The sequence below is a fragment of the Rudanella paleaurantiibacter genome (assembly GCF_009184635.1).
Taxonomy (GTDB): domain Bacteria; phylum Bacteroidota; class Bacteroidia; order Cytophagales; family Spirosomataceae; genus Rudanella; species Rudanella paleaurantiibacter.
Map to the genome: position 1 here is coordinate 36,012 of NZ_WELI01000011.1, position 17,938 is coordinate 53,949.

Here is a 17,938-nt window from a genome sequence, read left to right on the forward strand (position 1 = left end):
TGATAATCAGCTAATTCATTATACGTTTTACATTGTTTATTATACATTTAATTCAAGTTCTTAATCAGTTGTTTAGACGGACAAACCCGCCGTCGATGGGGTAATCGCAGCCAGTGATAAAGGCGGCTTCGTCGGAACACAGGTACAGGGCGAGGGCGGCCACTTCGTCGGGTTTGCCCATGCGGCCAATCGGCTGACTTTGGGCCAGTTTCTCGAACATTTCGGGCTCCCGGCCGGGGTAGTTTCGGGCCAGAAAGCCATCTACAAACGGGGTATGTATCCGCGCCGGGCTGATGCAGTTGCAGCGGATACGGTCGGTCAGGTAGTCGCGGGCTACCGAGAGGGTCATGGCCTGCACGGCTCCTTTGCTCATGGAATAGGCAAACCGGTCGGGAATACCCACCAGAGCCGCAATGGACGATAGGTTCAGAATGACCCCACCTCCCTGCGCCTGCATGAGCGGCACCACCGCCGACAGGCAATTGTACACCCCTTTCACGTTGACCGACACCACCCGGTCGAAGTCGGCTTCGGTGGTTTGGTGGAGTTTCCCGACATGGGCAATGCCCGCGTTATTGACCAGTATATCTATCCGGCGAATTTTGCTAATGGTATGGTTTACCTGCCGGCTATTGGCCACATCACAGGCATGGACGTAGGCGTTGCCGCCCTCAGCCCGGATGGCATCGGCGGTTTGGTTAGCTGTGTCGGTATCAAAATCGAGGAGGTGCACGGTGGCTCCCTGCCGCGCAAACAGGCGCGAGATAGCCGCTCCAATTCCGCTGCCCCCGCCGGTTATCACGGCGATTTTATCGGTTAGTTTAAACATGGTTTTGGTGTTTCATCCCTCAATGGGGCACAATTCTTCCGTTACCTCATACCCCCCGGCACTCTTTCGCTCATTCACTCATTAGTGCGCTCCATCCAGCTTGCTGCGTTTTTCACCGGCCAGTTCGAGCGGTTTAAACCGGGCGTTGGTGATTTTGAGCACTGCCGGGTTCGGCCACTTGTTGTTGGTGTACAGCCGGTGCCCGTTCACGGCGCTGATAACCAGCCCGAGGGGCGTAGCCTGCCAGTTGATCGACGCATCGAAGCCCTCGCGGTATTCCACCAGCTTACTGTCGTACCCCACCACGCTTACGTTGGTCTGTGCGCTGCCTTCGAGGGTTTTGAGCACAAACTCTTTCCGGTCGCCGTACTTCCATTCATTGCCACCCGGCACAAAAGCGTACACGGCATTCTCGCGGTTGCTTTTCACAAACCAAATAGGGCCTTCGCGGGTGATGTCCCACGACCGAACGCCGTGAATACTCTCACCATTGACGAGGTTCCAAAGCGCCACCTCGCGCAGTAGGGCCTCCTGCTCAATCTGAATCTCACCGTTGGGCTTGGGGCCAACGTTCAGGAGCAGGTTACCGCCTTTGGCGCGGGTTTCAATAAGCATATTGATGATTTCGGTGCCGGTTTTGTGCGGGTCGTTGGTGGGTTTGTACTGCCAGTCGGTGCCCATGGTGTAGCACGACTCCCAGGGGCCGGGCAGCGGCTTGTCGGGTATTTTTTGTTCGGGGGTGTTCATCTGCCCCCGGGTTACTACCAGATTGGGTTGCAACTGCCAGGCGTATTCTTTCAGCCCCTCGGCCGGCCCGTCGAAGAACATAATATCAATGGGGCCGTAGTTGGTCAGCAGTTCTTTCAACTGGGCTTTGTCGTGGGCCATCAGGCCAGGGTTATTGGCCGGAAAATGCTGCGGGTGTTGCAACCGCCCGATGGGGATTTTTTGCTCGTACAGGTAATAAAAATCTTCGGGAGAGAAGTAAAGCCCAACAGCAATACCCTGTTTCCGAAAGGCGTCGAGCACCTCACGCACAATGTCGCGCTTGAAGGGTGTTTGAGCTACACTAAAAGGCGTTGTTTTGGTAGGCCACATGCAGAATCCCGCGTGGTGCTTGGCCGTAAATACCACGTATTTCATGCCTGCGAGCCGGGCGAGGGTGGCCCACTCGTCGGGGTCGAATTTTTTTGGGTTAAACGTGGCAGGAAGCTCCGTGGTGAACCGCTTCAGATAATCGTCCGAGGCTCCGGCCATCGAATGGCTAATCACGGCTCCCACCTGCGAATCGAGGCTCCAGTGAATAAACATGCCGAAACCGAGGTCCATAAACCACTGCTCACGCTCGGGTTTATTGGCCGTTTGCTGCGCCTGAGCCGAAGTCAGGCTTAGGCCGATCAGCAGCAGTAAAAGAAGTTTTTTCATGATTGAATAAGGGTTTGCTTTGAGTATACTCAAGTACCGGACCTCGGATTTTAGATACTGGACTTTAGACCTTTTACGGGTTACGGAGAAGTCTTACAGGTTTACATCCTGTTGCCAGGGGATGAAGTCCGTTTGGCCGAGTTGTTCCGCTTTGGTGAGCACCCGCCCCGAGGCTACGTCAATCAGGTGCCGGAGCATCTGTTCCCCATTTTGGGCAATGGTTTCGGTCCCGTTGACCACCGCCCCCGCGTCGAAATCAATAATGTCGGGCATCCGCTGAACGAGCCTTGTGTTGGTCGAGACTTTGACGGTCGGGGCCACGGGGTTGCCCGTAGGCGTGCCGAGCCCGGTTGTAAACACAATCAGGTTGGCCCCCGATGCCGCCATGCCTGTGGTGGCCAGCACATCGTTGCCGGGCGTACAGAGCAGATGCAAGCCGGGCCGGGTGGGCTGTTCGGTGTAATCGAGCACCCCGGCAACTGGCGCATGACCAGCTTTGCGGGCCGCCCCGGCCGATTTAATAGCGTCGGTGATGAGGCCGTCTTTGATATTTCCAACCGAGGGGTTCATGTCGAAATGGGCTCCCACGGCAGCTGCCCGGCGGGCGTAGTTTTCCATCAGTTCCACAAACCGGGCGGCATCGTCTTCGCGCTCGCAGCGGTCAATGAGTTCCTGTTCCACCCCGCAGAGTTCAGGAAACTCGGCCAGTAACGTGGTGGCCCCCAGTTGCACAAGCAGGTCCGACGCATGGCCGAGAGCCGGGTTGGCCGAAATGCCCGAAAAACCGTCGGAGCCTCCGCATTTAAGCCCCACACTCAGCTTGTGAAGCGGGGCGGGCCGACGCTCGTTTTGGTTGGCTTCAATCAGCCCGGCGAAGGTTTGGTCAATGGCATCGGTCAGTAGGGCGGCTTCAGTGCCGTAAGTCTGCTGGTCGAAGTAAAGCAGGGGCCTGTCGAAAGCCGGTTGGCGCTTCCGAATCTCGTGCCAGAGCGTATCAATCTGCGATTTCTGACAACCCAGACTGAGCACCGTAGCCCCGGCTACATTGGGGTGAACCAGATACCCCGCCAACAAGGCGCACAGGCGGTCGGCGTCGGTATTGGTGCCACCGCAACCCATGTCGTGGGTCAGAAACCGGATACCGTCCAGATTCGGAAAAAGCCGCCCGGCGGTTTCGGTTTCGGTAATTTTGGATGGTTGGTCGGTCGGCGCGGCTGTCTCCCGGTCGTGACGACCCGTTTGCCGGTAACTTTCAATCCGTTTCCGAACCTGTTGCCGGTACGTTTGGGGTTGTCCGTAGCCCAGTTCCTGCTCAAACGCTTCCTGCAACATGCGGATGTTACGGTTCTCGCAGAACACCAGCGGCACCACCAGCCAGTAGTTGCGCGTACCTACCGACCCATCGGCCCGGTGATACCCATCGAACGTGAGCGAGGTAAAAGCTGACACATCAGGCGGTTGCCAATGGTACGGTTGCCGACGGCTCAGGCTGTAGGGGTCGGCCTCGTGTTTCAGGTTGAACGTCGTGAGCGGTTCGCCGGGGGCCACGGGTTGTGTAGCCCGGCCTACGCGTACCCCGTACATCTGCACCGGGTCGCCCACGGCGAGGGGTACGGTGGTCAGCTTATGTTTGGCCGAAACGGGGTGAGGCAACACCAGCACCTTTCCCCCATGAACAATGCGATACCCGGCGGGGAGGTCCTGAAGAGCCACCAAAACCGTGTCGGTGGGGTGAATGTGCAGAAACGTGCGTACGTCGGCGGTGAGGTGTGTCATAGCGAATCGGCAAGGAGAAATACGGTTAAACTGCGGGGGCCATGCGCGCCAATCACCAGCGACTGCTCAATGTCGGCGGTTTTGGAGGGTCCAGCGATAAACACGCCGTAATCGAACGTCCGCCCGTCGAGCAGTCGGTAGGCATCGTGCATCGTAGCTACCAGGGCCGACTCGGCCACTACCAGCCCCAGATGTTGGCACAGGAACGGCAGGGCGCGGTGCGGCAACGAATCGTCGGTGACCCAGATAGCCCCGTTCTCGGCTACCCCGAAATGACCCGCGCATATGGCGAGCTCGACGGTGGCCAGGGTGTGGCCCCGGTGGAGGTTTTGGTCAAGTTGCCGCGTACCCGCCAGCCCATCTACCGCGCTCACCCAATCCATCTCCGGCCCGAAGGCTTCGCGGACATAGGCGGTAATCCGACCGGGGTCTTGCACCCGAATCACCTGCCCGCCAATCCGTTCGACACCTTTACAGAAGGTATCGGAAAGCGGTGCCACCGGGTCGGGGGGCGTTACCAGGGGCAGGGCCACGGATATGGGCTGATTTTGCCTAACGGTAGACAATATACGTTCGCGACTATTCATGCTTTTTTGGCTGTTGGCGGTACCACTCTCCAAAACTTTGCTGCGGGGGTTGCGGCATCTCGCGGCCCCGGTACCAGGGGTTGAACCGGTTGCTGACCAGACCCGGAAACAGGCGCATCAGTCGGCGGCCAATTTTACCCGACCAGCCGTACAGAACCGGTGAGCTGAGCACGGTGCTCATCAGGCGCATGGCCAGGGTTTTAGAAACCGGTGCCATACCCTGCCGGGTGAGTTCCTGCCGCCAGAGCCAAAGCTGCTTGTCGATGTCGATTTTGACGGGGCATACGTTGGCGCAACTGCCGCAAAGCGTAGAGGCAAAGGGCAAGTCGGCATTCTTTTTCATGTCGAGGTTCGGGGCCAGAATAGACCCGATGGGGCCAGCCACGGCATTGTGGTAGCTGTGCCCGCCACTGCGCCGGTACACGGGGCAAGTGTTGAAACAGGCCCCGCACCGAATGCACTTGAGCGAGTTTCTGAAATCGGGCCGCCCCAGCTGCGTGCTCCGGCCATTGTCGACCAGAATCAGGTGCATAGCCTGCCGTTTGCCGTTGGACAACGGCCGGGGCCGGACAAAATGGCTTGAGTACGTTGTGATAGGCTGCCCCGTTGCCGAGCGGGCCAGCAACCGCAGAAACACGCCCAGGTGCTCCTGCCGGGGAATTACTTTTTCGATGCCCATGCAGGCAATGTGTACGTCGGCGAGGTGCACGCCCAAATCGGCGTTCCCTTCGTTGGTGCACACCACCAGCGTACCGGTTTCGGCCACGGCGAAGTTGACGCCCGTAATGGCAACGGTGGCACCCAGAAACTCTTCGCGCAGGTGTTGGCGGGCGGCTTCGGTTAGGTATTGGGGGTCAGAGTTGGTCGGGTCGGTGCCGAGGTGCCGGGCAAACGTCTGGCTTACATCCGTCTTTTTCAGGTGAATGGCGGGCAGCACAATATGACTTGGTGCCTCCTGCCGTAGCTGCACAATTCGCTCGCCCAGGTCGGTGTCGACTACCAGAATCCCATTCCGAATCAGGTAGTCGTTGAGGTGGCACTCCTCCGTCAGCATCGACTTGCTTTTGACCACCCGCACCCCGCCCGGACCACCCGACTGCCGGACAATTTGTTCCACAATCCGGTTATGCTCCTCGGCATTGGCGGCCCAGTGCACCTGAATCCCGTTGGCCTCTACCTGCGCTTCGAGTCGTTCGAGGTATTGACTCAGATTCGCGAGGGCGTGGTCTTTAATTTGTGAGGCCCATTGGCGCAGCGTTTCCCATTCGGGCAGGCTGTGAGCCATACGGTCCCGTTTCTGGCGAACAAACCACAGGGTCTGATCGTGCCAGTCGGTACGGGGTTCATCGGTCACAAACTGCCGGGCACCGGCCGCATGTTCAACAACGTTCGGCATTAGTAGTCAGACTGGATTAAATGTATAATGAAGAATGTAAAATGTGTAGTGAAATAGCTGATTGTCAGCAGGTAGTAGAATTTTTCATTGTGCATTTTACATGGTTCATTCTCTCAATGGGTCAAATTCAAGATTAGCTAGTCAATCAACACATTGCCGATCAGCATTCGTACAGTATTTCGGCAATGTGTTTGACCTGAACCGTTGACCCCTGCCGCCGGAGAATGCCCTCCAGATGCATGAGGCACGACATATCGGTTCCCGTAATCACGTCGGCCCCCGCCCGCAGGTGATCGGCCACGCGGTCTTTGCCCATCTTCACCGACACAGCCTCTTCGGTCACGCAGAACGTACCCCCGAAGCCGCAACACTCGTCGGCCCGGTTCAGCGGCACCAGCTCCACACCCTCCACCAGCCGGAGCAAGGTTTCGGGTTTGGAGAAAGCGGGTTCGTTGCGCTCCGACATGGCCGCCAGGCGCAGGCCCCGTTGCCCGTGGCAACTCTGATGCAGTCCGACCCGGACGGTACCCCGTTGCGACGATGAGCTGTCGGGGAGCGACTTTATCGCCAGCACATCGGTCAGAAATTCGCAGAGTTCGTAAATCTGTCCCTCAAAGGCCGGGTTGTGCTCTTTCAGGTGTAGCACACACGAGCCCGATGGCACAACAACTATTTTATGACCCACAAACACCCGGTTGAACTGGCCAAAACAAGGGCCGCTCAGACTATTGAAACCGGCGTTGGCCATTGGCTGACCGCAGCAGGTTTGCCCGGCCGGTACGTCAACCGTACACCCAAGTTGCTGGAGCAGCCGGAGCATGGCAATGGCAACCTGCGGGTAAAACTGATCGACATAGCACGGAACAAACAAGGCAACGCGCATGGCTTAATGAGCTACAGGTTGAAGAGCCTCACCCGCCCCGACCGTGTGTTTGGCCGAGGTGGTGAGCCCGAAATACAGCACCACCAGAAAACAGGCGGCCGGAACCAGGTACGCCAGCCGAATATTGGTCAGGTCAGACACCTGCCCCATGATGAGCGGAAACAGGGCTCCACCCGCAATGGCCATAATCAGCAAGGATGAGCCCAGTTTGGTTTGTTCGCCCAGCCCGGCAATGCTCAGGGCAAAAATGGTTGGGAACATGATGGACATGAAGAAGCCCACCCCAATGAGCGCGTAAACCGAGGCAATGCCTCCCACAAAAACGGCGAGGACGAGTAAACCGACGTTGATAACGGCGTACAGGGCCAGTAACCGGTGCGGGGCAATGTAGCGCATCAGGAACGTCCCCACAAACCGGCCCAGCATAAAGCCGAGCAAGGCCACTGAAAGGTAGTAAGCTCCCGCTTTCTCGTCGATGTCGGCCGCCTGCCCTACAAATCGGATAAAAAAGCTCGTGATGCACACCTGCGCGCCGACGTAGAAAAACTGCGTGAGCACGCCAAGCAAGAGGTTACGCTCCTGCCAGATCGACCGCTTGCTCTGGCTGGTGCCGGGTTGATCGGTTTCTTCCTTGATCTCAGGTAGTTGAGTAAAGGCCACGATACCGGCCACCAGCAAAACGACCGTGCCAATGATGAGGTAAGGCACCTGAACGGTTGCAGCCTCAGCGGCCAGTAATTGATCGAAGGCATCGGGCGATAAGCGCGTCTTGTCGGCTTCGGAAATACTACGGCCCGACAGAATGAACAGACCGCCGGCAAGTGGGGCCAGTGTTGCCGCCAACCCGTTGAACGACTGCGCCAGATTGAGCCGTTGGGTGGCCGTAGCCGGTTCGCCGAGCATGGTGGCGTAGGGGTTAGCGGCCGTTTCGAGGAAAGTGAGCCCACTCGCAATCACAAACAGCGCAAACAGAAACTGCTCGTACTGACGAGTTTCGGCTGCCGGGTAAAAGAGGTAAGCCCCGGCCGCAAAAACCAGCAGGCCCGTAATGATGCCCCGCTTGTACCCGAACCGTTTCATGAACGCACCGGCGGGCAGGGCCGTCACGAAGTAGCCAATGAAAAAGGCCGCGTCGATCAGCGCCGACTGTAAATCGGTCAGCTCGCAGGCTTTTTTCAGGTGCGGAATCAGAATCGGGTTCAGATTATGAGCAAATCCCCACAGGAAAAACAGAGCCGTAATCAGAATAAACGGAAATCGGGATTGGGTCTGCATGGCGCTTACAAAAAGGTAATGCAAAACAATAGGATAATCCCGCGAACAAATTTTATCAGATTAGCTACTTTTACCACTCAATTAGCATTTTTGGGCTTAATAAAGCGCCTATTCGGGCAATCTGGTGGATGAAGCCACAATTACTCAAAGTGCCGCTGCTGGCCGATAACTCGTTCAGTGTGCGTCGGGATGTGACCCCTTACTTCTACAATCGCTGGCATTACCACCCCGAAATTGAGCTGGTGTATATCGAGTCGGGCAGCGGAACCCAGTTTGTGGGCGACAGTATTCAGCACTTTGGCCCCGGCGATGTGTTGCTGGTGGGAGCTAATCTGCCGCATTACTGGCGTTGCGACGAGGTGTATTTCGCCCAGCAGGAGGGGCTGTTTGCTCAGGCGACGGTGGTCCACTTCCGGCCCGACTTCTGGGGTGATGTGTTTCTGGCCCTGCCCGAAAACCGACTGTTGGGAAGCCTGCTCGAGAAAGCCCGGCAGGGGCTCCGGGTGCAGGGGCATTGCCGCGATCAGGTGGTAGCGGGACTTCGCCATTTGGCGGGCAGCGCGGGGATAGACCGGCTCATTCGGTTGCTGCAGATTCTGGCCCTGTTAGCCCAGTCCGACGAACTGGAGGTCCTGTGCCGGAACGGCTATTCGCCCGTTTTCGACGATGCCGACACCGACCGGATCAACCAGATTTACGCGTATAGTCTGGCTAATTTTGGGCGGAAAATAAGTCTGGAAGAGATAGCTGCCGTAGCCAATATCAGCCCTAATTCGTTTTGCCGGTACTTTAAATCCCGCAACCGGAAGTCGTACAGCCAGTTTTTGCTCGAGTTGCGCATTCAACACGCCTGTAAGCTACTCATGGAGGGGAACCTGAGTGTGGCGCAGGTTTGCTACGAGAGCGGGTTTAACCAGTTCTCGGGCTTCAACAAGTATTTCCGGCAGATTACAGGCAAAAGCCCAACGGAGTACCGCCGGTTGGTTGCTGAGAAGTAGCGAAAAAGTAACGGGTAGGACATTGGAGACCCTACCCGTTTTCATATAGGTTAGTTAATTCAGATTTTACTGCCGCACTACCTTCACCGTTTTCTGACGGGTGGGCGTCGCGACTTGCAGCAGATATGTGCCCGCACCGGTGCCCAACTGCACCCGTTGCCGCACCGGACCACCTGTGGTAGCAGCCAGCTGACTGCTCACCACCCGCCCCTGTGCCGAGACGACCCGTAGTTGAACAGCCTCCCCGGCGGGGTTGGCTACCTCTACGTCCACCCAGTTCTCGGACGTGGGGTTGCCCAGTACAACCACCTCCAGCTCGGTTAGGGCCTCCGTCGCTATCCGGGCCGGTCGGCTACAGAATTGGCCAAAGTCGAACACAAACGGCGTGCCCTCCACACCGTTCTGCCGTACCCGAATCGTGACGGGCTTGGGGTCGGCCCGCAGTCCGGCCTCGATGGTGCCGTTGGGGTTCGATGTCCAGCCCGTGATGCCGATGGCGAAGTACTCCACCGCTGATCCGTTGCCGCCCGTTGCCCCAAAGGTGATGGCCCCGGTCTGGCAGTTGTAGCCTACCACCGTCGCGGCCAGCGGCCCGCTCACGGGTGGGGTCGAGGTGCTGCTACCTACCGGACTCACAGTGAGCACAAAACTGGTGCTGTTGCTCAGGCTGCCCCCATCGGTGGCTGTCAGAATCACCGTGCTCACGCCCGATGCGGAGGGCGTGCCTGAGATGGTGCTGCCGTTGAGACTTAACCCAGCGGGCAGGCCCGAAGCTGATAGTACGATGCTGCCCGGCGTCTGGGCGTCTGTAAAGACGCTGCCCACATTCAGGCTGTAGCCCACGCCCACGGTTGCCGACTGCGGCCCTACGGCATTGGCCACGGTAGGTGGAGTGTTGGACGGGGGAGCGGGTGGGTTGCCTGCGCAGAAAGCACCGAAGTCAAAGAGGAAGGGCGTTCCCTCCACACCGTTCTGGCGGACGCGGATGGTGATGGGCTTAGGATCGAGCCGCAGACCCGCTTCAACGATATGGCTGGGGTTGGTCGTCCAGCCCGTCACGCCGATGGTCAGGTACTCAACAGGTGCCCCGTTGCCGCCGGAGAAACCGAAGGTGATGGCCCCGGCCGAGCAGTTGTAGCTCACCAGGGTAGCGGCCAGGGCGCTGCCCGAGGGGGGCGGGGTGGTGGTTTGGCTGGCGGGGTTGCTGACGGTGAGTTGGAAACTCGTGCTGCTGGTGAGCCCGCCGGGGTCGGTGGCGGTGAGGGTGATGGTGCTCACACCCGACAGAGAGGGTGTGCCGGTGAGGGTGTTGCCGGTGAGAGCCAGCCCGGCGGGCAGGCCGGCCGCTGAAAGTACTAAGCTGGCGGGAGTTTGGCTGTCTGTAAACACAGAGCCCACATTGAGGCTGTAGCCCACACCGACGGTGGCCGATTGTGGTCCGACGGCATTCGCGAGGGTGGGCGGGGTGTTGCCTCCGCCCCCGGCACAGGTGGCGCGGGCGTCCCAGCGGAGGGAGACGGTGATGCCATTCTGGGTGGCCAGGATGGTGAAGGGCTCCACGTTGGGGCTCAGGTTGCGGATGTCCTGAGCGAGCTGGGTGTCGACCATGGCCGAGCAGGAGGTGGTGGGGGCGGTGATGCCGATGGCCGCGTAGGTGACAGGAGCCCCGTTGCCCCCGCTGATACGGAACTGGATCTGTCCGGTGTTGCAGTTGTAGGCGGGTTCGAGCAGGGTGAGGGGCGTGCCTAGGGTAGCGGGATCAGCCCCACAGAATACGGTTGGGTTGAGCACGGTAAGGGTAAACTGGGCGGTAGCCGTGCAGCCGTTGGTCCCGGTGGCGGTAACGGAGAAGACGGTTGAGCCGGTGACGGAGGTGGGTGGCTGAATGGCGGCCGTGGTTGCTCCGGTGTTCCAGAGGAAGGCAGTTGCCCCGTTGGCGGTTAGGGTGACGCTCTGTCCCTGGGATACGGTGGCTGCTGGAGCCGCGTTGATGGTTACGATTGGGGCTGATGTGCTGCCGGTGACGGATACGGTGGCCAGGGCGGTGCATCCACCCGCACCGGTGACGATGACGGAATAGGTGCCCGGAATTGATGCGGTAGCGGTATTGGTTTGGCCTGCTTGATTGAGGCCGGGTCCGCTGAAGGCGTAACTGGCTCCGGCGGGTGCAGCGGTGAGGAGGATAGTCGGATTGCTACAGGAAATAGAGCCGGACGCGACAAGGGTCGCGTTGACGGCGTTGGTGGCACTTTCAACCGTAGTGGTGGCCGTGGCGGTGCAGCCGTTGGCGGCTGTGACGGTCACGAAGTAGAGTCCCCCGGCTGCAATGGTGGCGGTGTTGCCCGCTCCCGTCTGATTGAGGCCCGGCCCGGCGAATCGGTAGGTACCCTGCCCGGCGGGCGAGGCCGTCAGGGTGACGGTTGGGTTAGCGCAGGTGACCGAGCCGGAAGCCGCCAACGAGAGCGTGGGCGGGGTGTTGAGGGTAACAGGAATGGAAATGGTCCGGGTGCAACTGTTGGCTGGGTCCGTAATGGTGAAAAACACCGGGTAGGTGCCCCCAGCTGTGAGGTTAGTAGCGGTAAAGGTGTTGGCGGCATACGTACCGGCCTGTGTTGTCAGGCTGGCGTTCTGGTACCAGGTTGTACCCACCGTGAGGTTGTTGCTGCCGCCAATTTGCAGGGCGGGGTTCACGGTTAATCCGCAGGAATTCAGAATGGATTGGGCAATGATCTTGTTATTGGTCACCCCCTGAATGGGGTTGCCCTGCGGATAGACCAGCACACCGTCGTTGATAAATGAGCCGGTGTTGGTATGGGTTTGGTTGGTGTTGAGGGTCAGAAAGCCATTATTGGTTACGGTAGCCTCGTTGCGGAACGTACCGAATACACTCAGCGATGCACAGTTGTTAAGGGTGAGTGTAGCCCCGCTCAGAACGTGAACCGATTTGGCCAGAGCGGTTGTGCCGTTGCTGATGCCAGGCTTGTTGGTCACGTTGGCGATCACGACATCGTCATTGGCGGTGGGTACAACCCCGGTGCTCCAGTTAGAGGCTGTATTCCAGTCGGTATCGGTGCAGCCCGTCCAGAGCGTACCGGCCTGTGTGGTGAGTAGGCCTGAATTATCGTCAATGGTAAACGCCCCTCCGTTGAGGTTCTGCACCACCCCCGAATTGATTCGGATATTGCTATCACCACTGGCTTTTTCGATAATGGTGCCCGAGTTGGTGAAATTGGAAAATGGGTAAGTGGTGATTTGACTATCGGAGTCGATCAATAGAAGCGCCGAGCAACCCGAGTTGTAGAAATCAGTGCCCGAGTTGACTATAATTGAATAGGGGCCAACGGAGACGTTGGAACCCATCCGGATGATGCCCGAGTTGGTTACGTTGCCTCTGTTAGAACCATACTGATTGACTTCCATCCCCGCTTCTGTACAATTGTCAATCAGGATGATACCTCCGGCATTATTGATGAATTGGGAGTTGGCACCAATGCCAAATCGCCCTACGGGACCCTGCGAGCCAACGGTGATCGTGCCTGAATTGGTAAAGGTGGCCCCATTCCGAACTTCCAGACCTGCAAACGAACTATTGTCGATTTGAATTCGACCACCCTGCTCGTTTTCGAATTGGGTGTTGCAGTAGAAACCCCAGTTTGACGTAACCCCTCTTGAGCCGACTTTGATCAACCCCTGATTGGTGGACTTTTGGGTGGAGAACACCTCAATGCTTCTACCCGTTGCCCGATCCACCTCAATTACCCCCCCGGCCTGATTCGTTACGATACCCGAAGCGTACAGGCCTTCGTCGCCAATATCGGCAATGCTTCCCACGCGGATAACGCCTGAATTGGTTAGCGTAGGGGTAAAGGGACCAATAGGTGAAATACCATTATGCAGACCACGACTCGTGCTTCGATCAATCTGCAAGGTCCCGCCCGTATTATTGAAGGTGCCTTCGTTTCGGAGGCCCTGCATCCCCACAGAAGCCGTGTTGCCCAATACGATAAAGCCGCTGTTATCCACAGTCCCTCGGTTCCAAAAGCCAGCCGTCAGCTCTTCCGAAATAGATTTCGAGTTATTGATCGTCAGCGTTGCCGAGCTGGCTACGGTCAGTTTAGCCCCGGTCTGCACCTCGATTGATTTGGCCAGCGCCCCCGTGCCGTTGCCGATGGTGGGTTTGTTCGGGCGGTCCAGAATCACGACATCATCCGTAGCGGTGGGCACGGCTCCGGTGCTCCAGTTGGTGGCCGTGTTCCAGTCGGTATTGGTGCAGCCCGTCCAGAGGGCACCAGCCTGCGTGCTGAGTAGGCCTGTGTTGTTAGTAATGGTAATGGTGCCCCCGTTAAGGTTCTGCACCACGCCCGAATTGGTGGTGATGTTGCTGTTGCCGCTGCCTTTCTCGACAATGGTTCCCGAGTTAGTGAATGTACCATTTAAGGTCGCTAACTTTTTGTCGGAATCAATGAATAGATACGCCGAGCAGCCCTCGTTTGTGAAGGTACCCGTTTGATCTATAAACCCTACCTGAAGAGCATTCGGTCCTAGCAATGCGCTCGCTCCCAACCGGATAGCCCCTCTGTTTACGATCGTACCTGTGGTTATGACCAAAATAATATCTGTTGATCGATCAACCCGGATATCTCCGCTCGCTTCGTTTGTAAAGTTATTTGAGACACCGAGACCATATCTGCCCACGCTGGCATTTGCGCCAATAATTAGTCGGCCTGAATTGGAAAACGTACCGACCAGCACATATAAACCGGATAGAGTAGAGCGATCAATCTGGATTTCCCCCCCCAACTGATTAGTAAAAGTTCCATTAGTAATTCCCCCATTATCTCCAATATACAGACCATAAGCTCCAATATTAGTGCTATTCCCGATTATGATACGGCCAGCGTTGGAGAATGTACCCCTTTCATGACTAAGGCCCCTATTCTTAGTGCGGTCAATCTGAATGGTAGCCCCTGAATTGTTGTTGAAGGTTGATCTATTCCATAATCCAAAAAAACCACTAGAGGTAGTACTGCCAATGATCAAATTACCGTTGTTGGTGACCGTGCCATCATTGAAAAAGGTAAATGGAAAATCTAAAACTGTCTTTTCACCGTTCACCGTCAGCGAAGCCGAGCTGGCTATGGTCAGTTTTCCCCCGGCTTGTACCTCCACCGTTTTAGCCAGTGCCCCCGTGCCGTTGCCAATAGTGGGGTCGTTAGTCACGTCGGGGATGATTACATCGACGTTGGCGGTGGGTACGGCTCCGGTGCTCCAGTTGTTGGCCGTGTTCCAGTTGGTGTTGGTGGCCCCTGTCCAGGTGGCCTGCGCCAGCGTATTTAGGTTCAGGCAACAGGTAAACAGAATACCCAGTACAACTTGAAACAGGCGAAGGTTGCGCGGGGCCGGGCGGTGCGTTGGTGCCTGCCCGGTTGGGTTCAGGGAAATAGATGTGTATGACATACGATATGGGTAGTGATTGGCCCATGAACCTACTAAAACGCCCCTGAAAACCGGTTTTCAGGGGCGTGGACAAAAGCGTGGACAAAATTATAAGCCGTTGATATATAGTTCCTTGCTAGAGATCAGTAGCGGGCTCGTCGAGGAGGGCGAGGAGTTTGGCATCGCCCGCAATACCAAACTTTTTGCGAAGCCGGTAGCGGGTTTTACGGATTGAATCTGTCGAGATGCCGAGCATATGGCTCATCTGACGGCTGTGCAGATTCAGTTTCGAGAGAGCCAGAAGCCGTTCTTCGGCGGGCGTCAGGTCGTTAAACTGCGACCGTAACTGCATAAAAAATTGGGGGTGTACCCGTTCAAACCGTTTCCGAAATTCCTCCCAATCGTCGGGGGTAAGCAAGCTGGCATTGGCCAGATGATGTTCGGATTCGAGTTGCCGGAGGTTGCTCAAAAAAAGGGCCAGATCGGCCTGGGCCCGGTCGCGTTCGGCGGCTACGGCTTGTTTTTCCCGCTCCAGTTGTTTTTCGCGTTGGGCGTTGGCCTGCGCTTCCCGTTGGCGTCGGGCTTGACTATACCGGTACAGAAAGCCGAGCAGGAGCGCCACCAGGAGCGATAGCCCCACCCCCATGCCCAGAAACAAGCGCTGATTTTGGCTGCGCTGGTTGAGTTCGGCTACCTCTGCCTCGTGCTGCTGAATAAGCAGGCGCTGTTCGGCCAGCGTAGCGGCTTTGGAGCGGTACCGTTTGTCGATCCGGTTTTGGTATTTCAGCACACTATCAGCCGCCCGTGCCGACTCGATAGGCTTGCCCGTTGTCAGGGCATACAGTCGATAGGTCTCATAATAGCGTAGCCAGAACAAATCGTCCTGAACGTTTACGATATAGTTGCCGGTTACGCGCTGTAGTAGCCTCATCCGTTTGCCCTCATTCAGATAATAGCGGCAACTGTCCAGCTGCCCCAGTTCATAAAACACCCGGGCGAGCGCCACCGCTGTGGTGAGCGGATACCCCCGGTTTGCCGCATCGCGCATTACGAGCCGGTAATCAATTCGGAGGGCGTTGAGGGCTTGGGGCCACTGCTTCAGCTTCACAAATAAGCCCCCCAGGTTTCCATTGGCAATCCCGATCCAGACCGAGTCACGGTAGTGAACCGCCAATTGGTAAGCCCGCCTGTAATTTTGCACCGCCAGGCCCCATTCTTTCGGTGAGTCGCCCAGTTGCCGGGCCTGCGCCATGGCCAGGGTGTTGTACGTCTGGATATGCAGGTTAGGGTTGAAAGGTGGGTACCGGGTGGCTTCGGTCAGTAGCTCGACTACTTTTTCGTCGTCGTTCAGGTAATAGTAATTAAATGCCAGCTCGTAGAGGTAGCGGTGAATTTCGGGAATGTTCCGGTAGCCAATCTGACGAAATCGCCGGTTTGCCGACAGCAGGTACTGAAACCCCTTGCCGAAGTCTTCGGCCAGATAATAATACTGTCCGGCAAAGTGCTCGCACACACTGGCTATCTGCTCGTCGTCGCGTGAGTCGGCCTGTGCGGCCGTCTGTAGGAAGAGTTCGGCATTCTGGGTGTGAGTACGTTTGGGGTCGTTTTTGGCGTACGTGTCGCGCAGCATCCGACCGTACCGCCCAAGCTGCTCGTCCTGCCGACGCCGGGCAATGGCATCCAGTTTATCCAATTGCGCAAAGGCTACCAGCTTACTTTTCGCGACGGCCTGACACGTGTCGAAGTACAACAACGCCATACGCACTCGTTCGGCAGGGGGCGCCTGGTCAATTTTGGAAAATATCGGTTGACCAAAGGTGGTAAACGATACAAAAACGGCAAAGAGCGGTAAAAACGGATACGTAATCTTCCAGAAAGGGTTAGCATTCATCAATGGAAACTCAGGAAGGTGTTGACATGTATATGGACTCACACTCCAAATCTCTAAACTTACAAACAGGTTAATTAATAGTAAAATGTAACTGAGTATAAATTTACGCTAAGTTGTGTGCGGGACAGTCTTTCCCGGCATTTAGTTTGGGATTAAGGCCTCCCGCGTACGTGTTTGCACGAGTTTTTTATATATTCACTCGTCCGCAAACTGTCGACTTTATGAGATTCCAGACTCTGTGCCGCCCCATTATTAGTTTGCTCTTAGTAAGCATGTCGGTTTGCACCGCATATGGCCAGCTAACGTCAACGCCCTCGGGTACCGACGGGTTGGCTATACAGCTTGATTATGAGAGTGCCAACGCGATTACGGGTCTGCTTACCCAAAATCAGGTGACCGATGCCGAGCTGGAGCGCATTGCCCGGCTTTTCGGTAGTCAGCAATTGATCAAAAAAGTGTCGGGTTACGACCAGTCAGGAACCGAAGCGGTATTCAAACAAACGTTGCGCGAGGTAGTCCAAACGGGTACTGTGAAAGGGCATGATCCCTATGATTGGAAGTCGGTTAAGGCAAATGCGGGCGAAGTTCGGCAGCTTATCAGGCAACTCGAAGCGAAGTCTACCTTTACTGATGATGTCAAAGCCCTGATTCGGCCCTACACGCCCAACCAGATCAAAGCCTCGGTCCGGGCTTGTTTTCTGGTCGGAGGTGGTGCGTTGGGGTTTGTCTTGGGCGACCCCAACACGTTTAATTTGGCCTTGCAAAAAATAGGGGATGATTACGAAGGATTGGTGTATCTGGTGGCACATGAACTCTACCACTCTGTACAGGGTATTGGAGACAAGAATCGGGTGAAGCAAAAATCGACTTCGCCCCCACCTAAGCCAATCGTGAACGCTTACGTGATGCTCGAAAACCTCTGGGGGGAGGGCAGCGCTAATTTGGTGGCGGATTTTACCAAAATCAACGCGCCGAAGTCGTTTGCCAAAAGTCAACGGGAAGGATATCAACGGAATGGTAATCGGGCTCGTCAGAACTTTGCCTTATTTGAGAGCCTGCTGTTTTCGGCTTACCATGATTCGACCGCCAACCTCAACGAGCTGTACAACATCGGGTTTACCCTTGCCTTTGATGAAACCGCCTATGATACGGGATACCGAATGGCCAAAGTAATTGAGAAGTACAAAGGGCAACAGGCATTGGCCCGGTGCATCAGCGAAGGCCCCATTCCGTTTTGTGAATTATACCTGACGGTGTGTAAGGAAAACCCCGGTGAACAATTAATCCGATTTAGCCGGTCTACAGAAGCAATCGTGGATAAAGTTAAAGTCTGGAAGGATTATCTGTAATTGAGCAGAACTAAACAGAAGTATTCTGGATAGGGGAATTTGCCCTCTCGCCCGAGGACCGGGCAACCCGTAGTGTTCTGATCCAAACAACCC

11 protein-coding genes are annotated in these 17,938 nt (G+C 56.6%); 2 read left to right on the forward strand and 9 right to left on the reverse strand.

All coding sequences use genetic code 11. The annotated features are described in order from the left end of the window. Nucleotides 1–64: 64 nt before the first annotated feature. The 7 genes from F5984_RS21850 to fucP all read right to left on the reverse strand — a co-directional run bounded on the left by F5984_RS21850 (nucleotide 65) and on the right by fucP (nucleotide 8,171). On the reverse strand, nucleotides 65–829 hold the full coding sequence (locus F5984_RS21850; RefSeq protein ID WP_152126351.1) for an SDR family NAD(P)-dependent oxidoreductase: 765 nt from the start codon (nucleotides 827–829) through the stop codon (nucleotides 65–67). An 81-nt stretch (nucleotides 830–910) separates the two neighbouring features. Beyond that, nucleotides 911–2,254 (reverse strand): alpha-L-fucosidase, encoded by a 1,344-nt coding sequence (locus tag F5984_RS21855; protein WP_152126352.1) that lies wholly within the window; start codon nucleotides 2,252–2,254, stop codon nucleotides 911–913. A gap of 93 nt (nucleotides 2,255–2,347) precedes the next feature. Further along, nucleotides 2,348–4,030, reverse strand: a complete 1,683-nt coding sequence (locus F5984_RS21860) for a UxaA family hydrolase (protein ID WP_152126353.1) — start codon at nucleotides 4,028–4,030, stop codon at nucleotides 2,348–2,350. Next, a complete protein-coding gene (locus F5984_RS21865; protein ID WP_152126354.1) occupies nucleotides 4,027–4,617 on the reverse strand; it encodes a LutC/YkgG family protein in 591 nt (196 codons plus the stop codon). Before F5984_RS21865 ends, F5984_RS21860 begins: the two co-directional genes overlap by 4 nt. After that, the gene (locus tag F5984_RS21870) at nucleotides 4,610–6,013 is read right to left on the reverse strand and encodes a lactate utilization protein B (protein WP_152126355.1); all 1,404 of its coding nucleotides are present in this window, start codon (nucleotides 6,011–6,013) and stop codon (nucleotides 4,610–4,612) included. Before F5984_RS21870 ends, F5984_RS21865 begins: the two co-directional genes overlap by 8 nt. 160 nt (nucleotides 6,014–6,173) lie before the next feature. Further along, the gene (locus F5984_RS21875) at nucleotides 6,174–6,896 is read right to left on the reverse strand and encodes a (Fe-S)-binding protein (RefSeq protein WP_152126356.1); all 723 of its coding nucleotides are present in this window, start codon (nucleotides 6,894–6,896) and stop codon (nucleotides 6,174–6,176) included. A gap of 3 nt (nucleotides 6,897–6,899) precedes the next feature. Further along, nucleotides 6,900–8,171, reverse strand: coding sequence for an L-fucose:H+ symporter permease (gene fucP, locus F5984_RS21880; protein WP_152126357.1), 1,272 nt, complete (start codon nucleotides 8,169–8,171; stop codon nucleotides 6,900–6,902). 128 nt (nucleotides 8,172–8,299) lie between these two features. Between fucP and F5984_RS21885 the strand changes: the two genes are divergently transcribed. Then, nucleotides 8,300–9,169, forward strand: a complete 870-nt coding sequence (locus tag F5984_RS21885; RefSeq protein WP_152126358.1) for an AraC family transcriptional regulator — start codon at nucleotides 8,300–8,302, stop codon at nucleotides 9,167–9,169. Between the two features lie 66 nt (nucleotides 9,170–9,235). On the opposite strand, the gene F5984_RS21890 is transcribed toward F5984_RS21885, so the two are convergent. After that, nucleotides 9,236–14,626: a beta strand repeat-containing protein gene (locus F5984_RS21890; RefSeq protein WP_152126359.1), complete on the reverse strand. Its 5,391-nt coding sequence runs from the start codon at nucleotides 14,624–14,626 to the stop codon at nucleotides 9,236–9,238. A gap of 115 nt (nucleotides 14,627–14,741) precedes the next feature. Next, nucleotides 14,742–16,496, reverse strand: coding sequence for a helix-turn-helix transcriptional regulator (locus F5984_RS21895; RefSeq protein WP_152126360.1), 1,755 nt, complete (start codon nucleotides 16,494–16,496; stop codon nucleotides 14,742–14,744). 221 nt (nucleotides 16,497–16,717) lie between these two features. Between F5984_RS21895 and F5984_RS21900 the strand changes: the two genes are divergently transcribed. Beyond that, nucleotides 16,718–17,845, forward strand: coding sequence for a DUF5700 domain-containing putative Zn-dependent protease (locus tag F5984_RS21900; protein WP_246169258.1), 1,128 nt, complete (start codon nucleotides 16,718–16,720; stop codon nucleotides 17,843–17,845). The last annotated feature ends 93 nt before the right edge of the window (nucleotides 17,846–17,938 follow it).

Excerpts from the sequence above, each read along its gene's own strand:
- F5984_RS21850 (WP_152126351.1), bottom strand. The coding sequence starts at position 829 with ATGTTTAAACTAACCGATAAAATCGCCGTGATAACCGGCGGGGGCAGC.
- F5984_RS21855 (WP_152126352.1), bottom strand. The coding sequence starts at position 2,254 with ATGAAAAAACTTCTTTTACTGCTGCTGATCGGCCTAAGCCTGACTTCG.
- F5984_RS21860 (WP_152126353.1), bottom strand. The coding sequence starts at position 4,030 with ATGACACACCTCACCGCCGACGTACGCACGTTTCTGCACATTCACCCC.
- F5984_RS21865 (WP_152126354.1), bottom strand. The coding sequence starts at position 4,617 with ATGAATAGTCGCGAACGTATATTGTCTACCGTTAGGCAAAATCAGCCC.
- F5984_RS21870 (WP_152126355.1), bottom strand. The coding sequence starts at position 6,013 with ATGCCGAACGTTGTTGAACATGCGGCCGGTGCCCGGCAGTTTGTGACC.
- F5984_RS21875 (WP_152126356.1), bottom strand. The coding sequence starts at position 6,896 with ATGCGCGTTGCCTTGTTTGTTCCGTGCTATGTCGATCAGTTTTACCCG.
- fucP (WP_152126357.1), bottom strand. The coding sequence starts at position 8,171 with ATGCAGACCCAATCCCGATTTCCGTTTATTCTGATTACGGCTCTGTTT.
- F5984_RS21885 (WP_152126358.1), top strand. The coding sequence starts at position 8,300 with ATGAAGCCACAATTACTCAAAGTGCCGCTGCTGGCCGATAACTCGTTC.
- F5984_RS21890 (WP_152126359.1), bottom strand. The coding sequence starts at position 14,626 with ATGTCATACACATCTATTTCCCTGAACCCAACCGGGCAGGCACCAACG.
- F5984_RS21895 (WP_152126360.1), bottom strand. The coding sequence starts at position 16,496 with ATGAATGCTAACCCTTTCTGGAAGATTACGTATCCGTTTTTACCGCTC.
- F5984_RS21900 (WP_246169258.1), top strand. The coding sequence starts at position 16,718 with ATGAGATTCCAGACTCTGTGCCGCCCCATTATTAGTTTGCTCTTAGTA.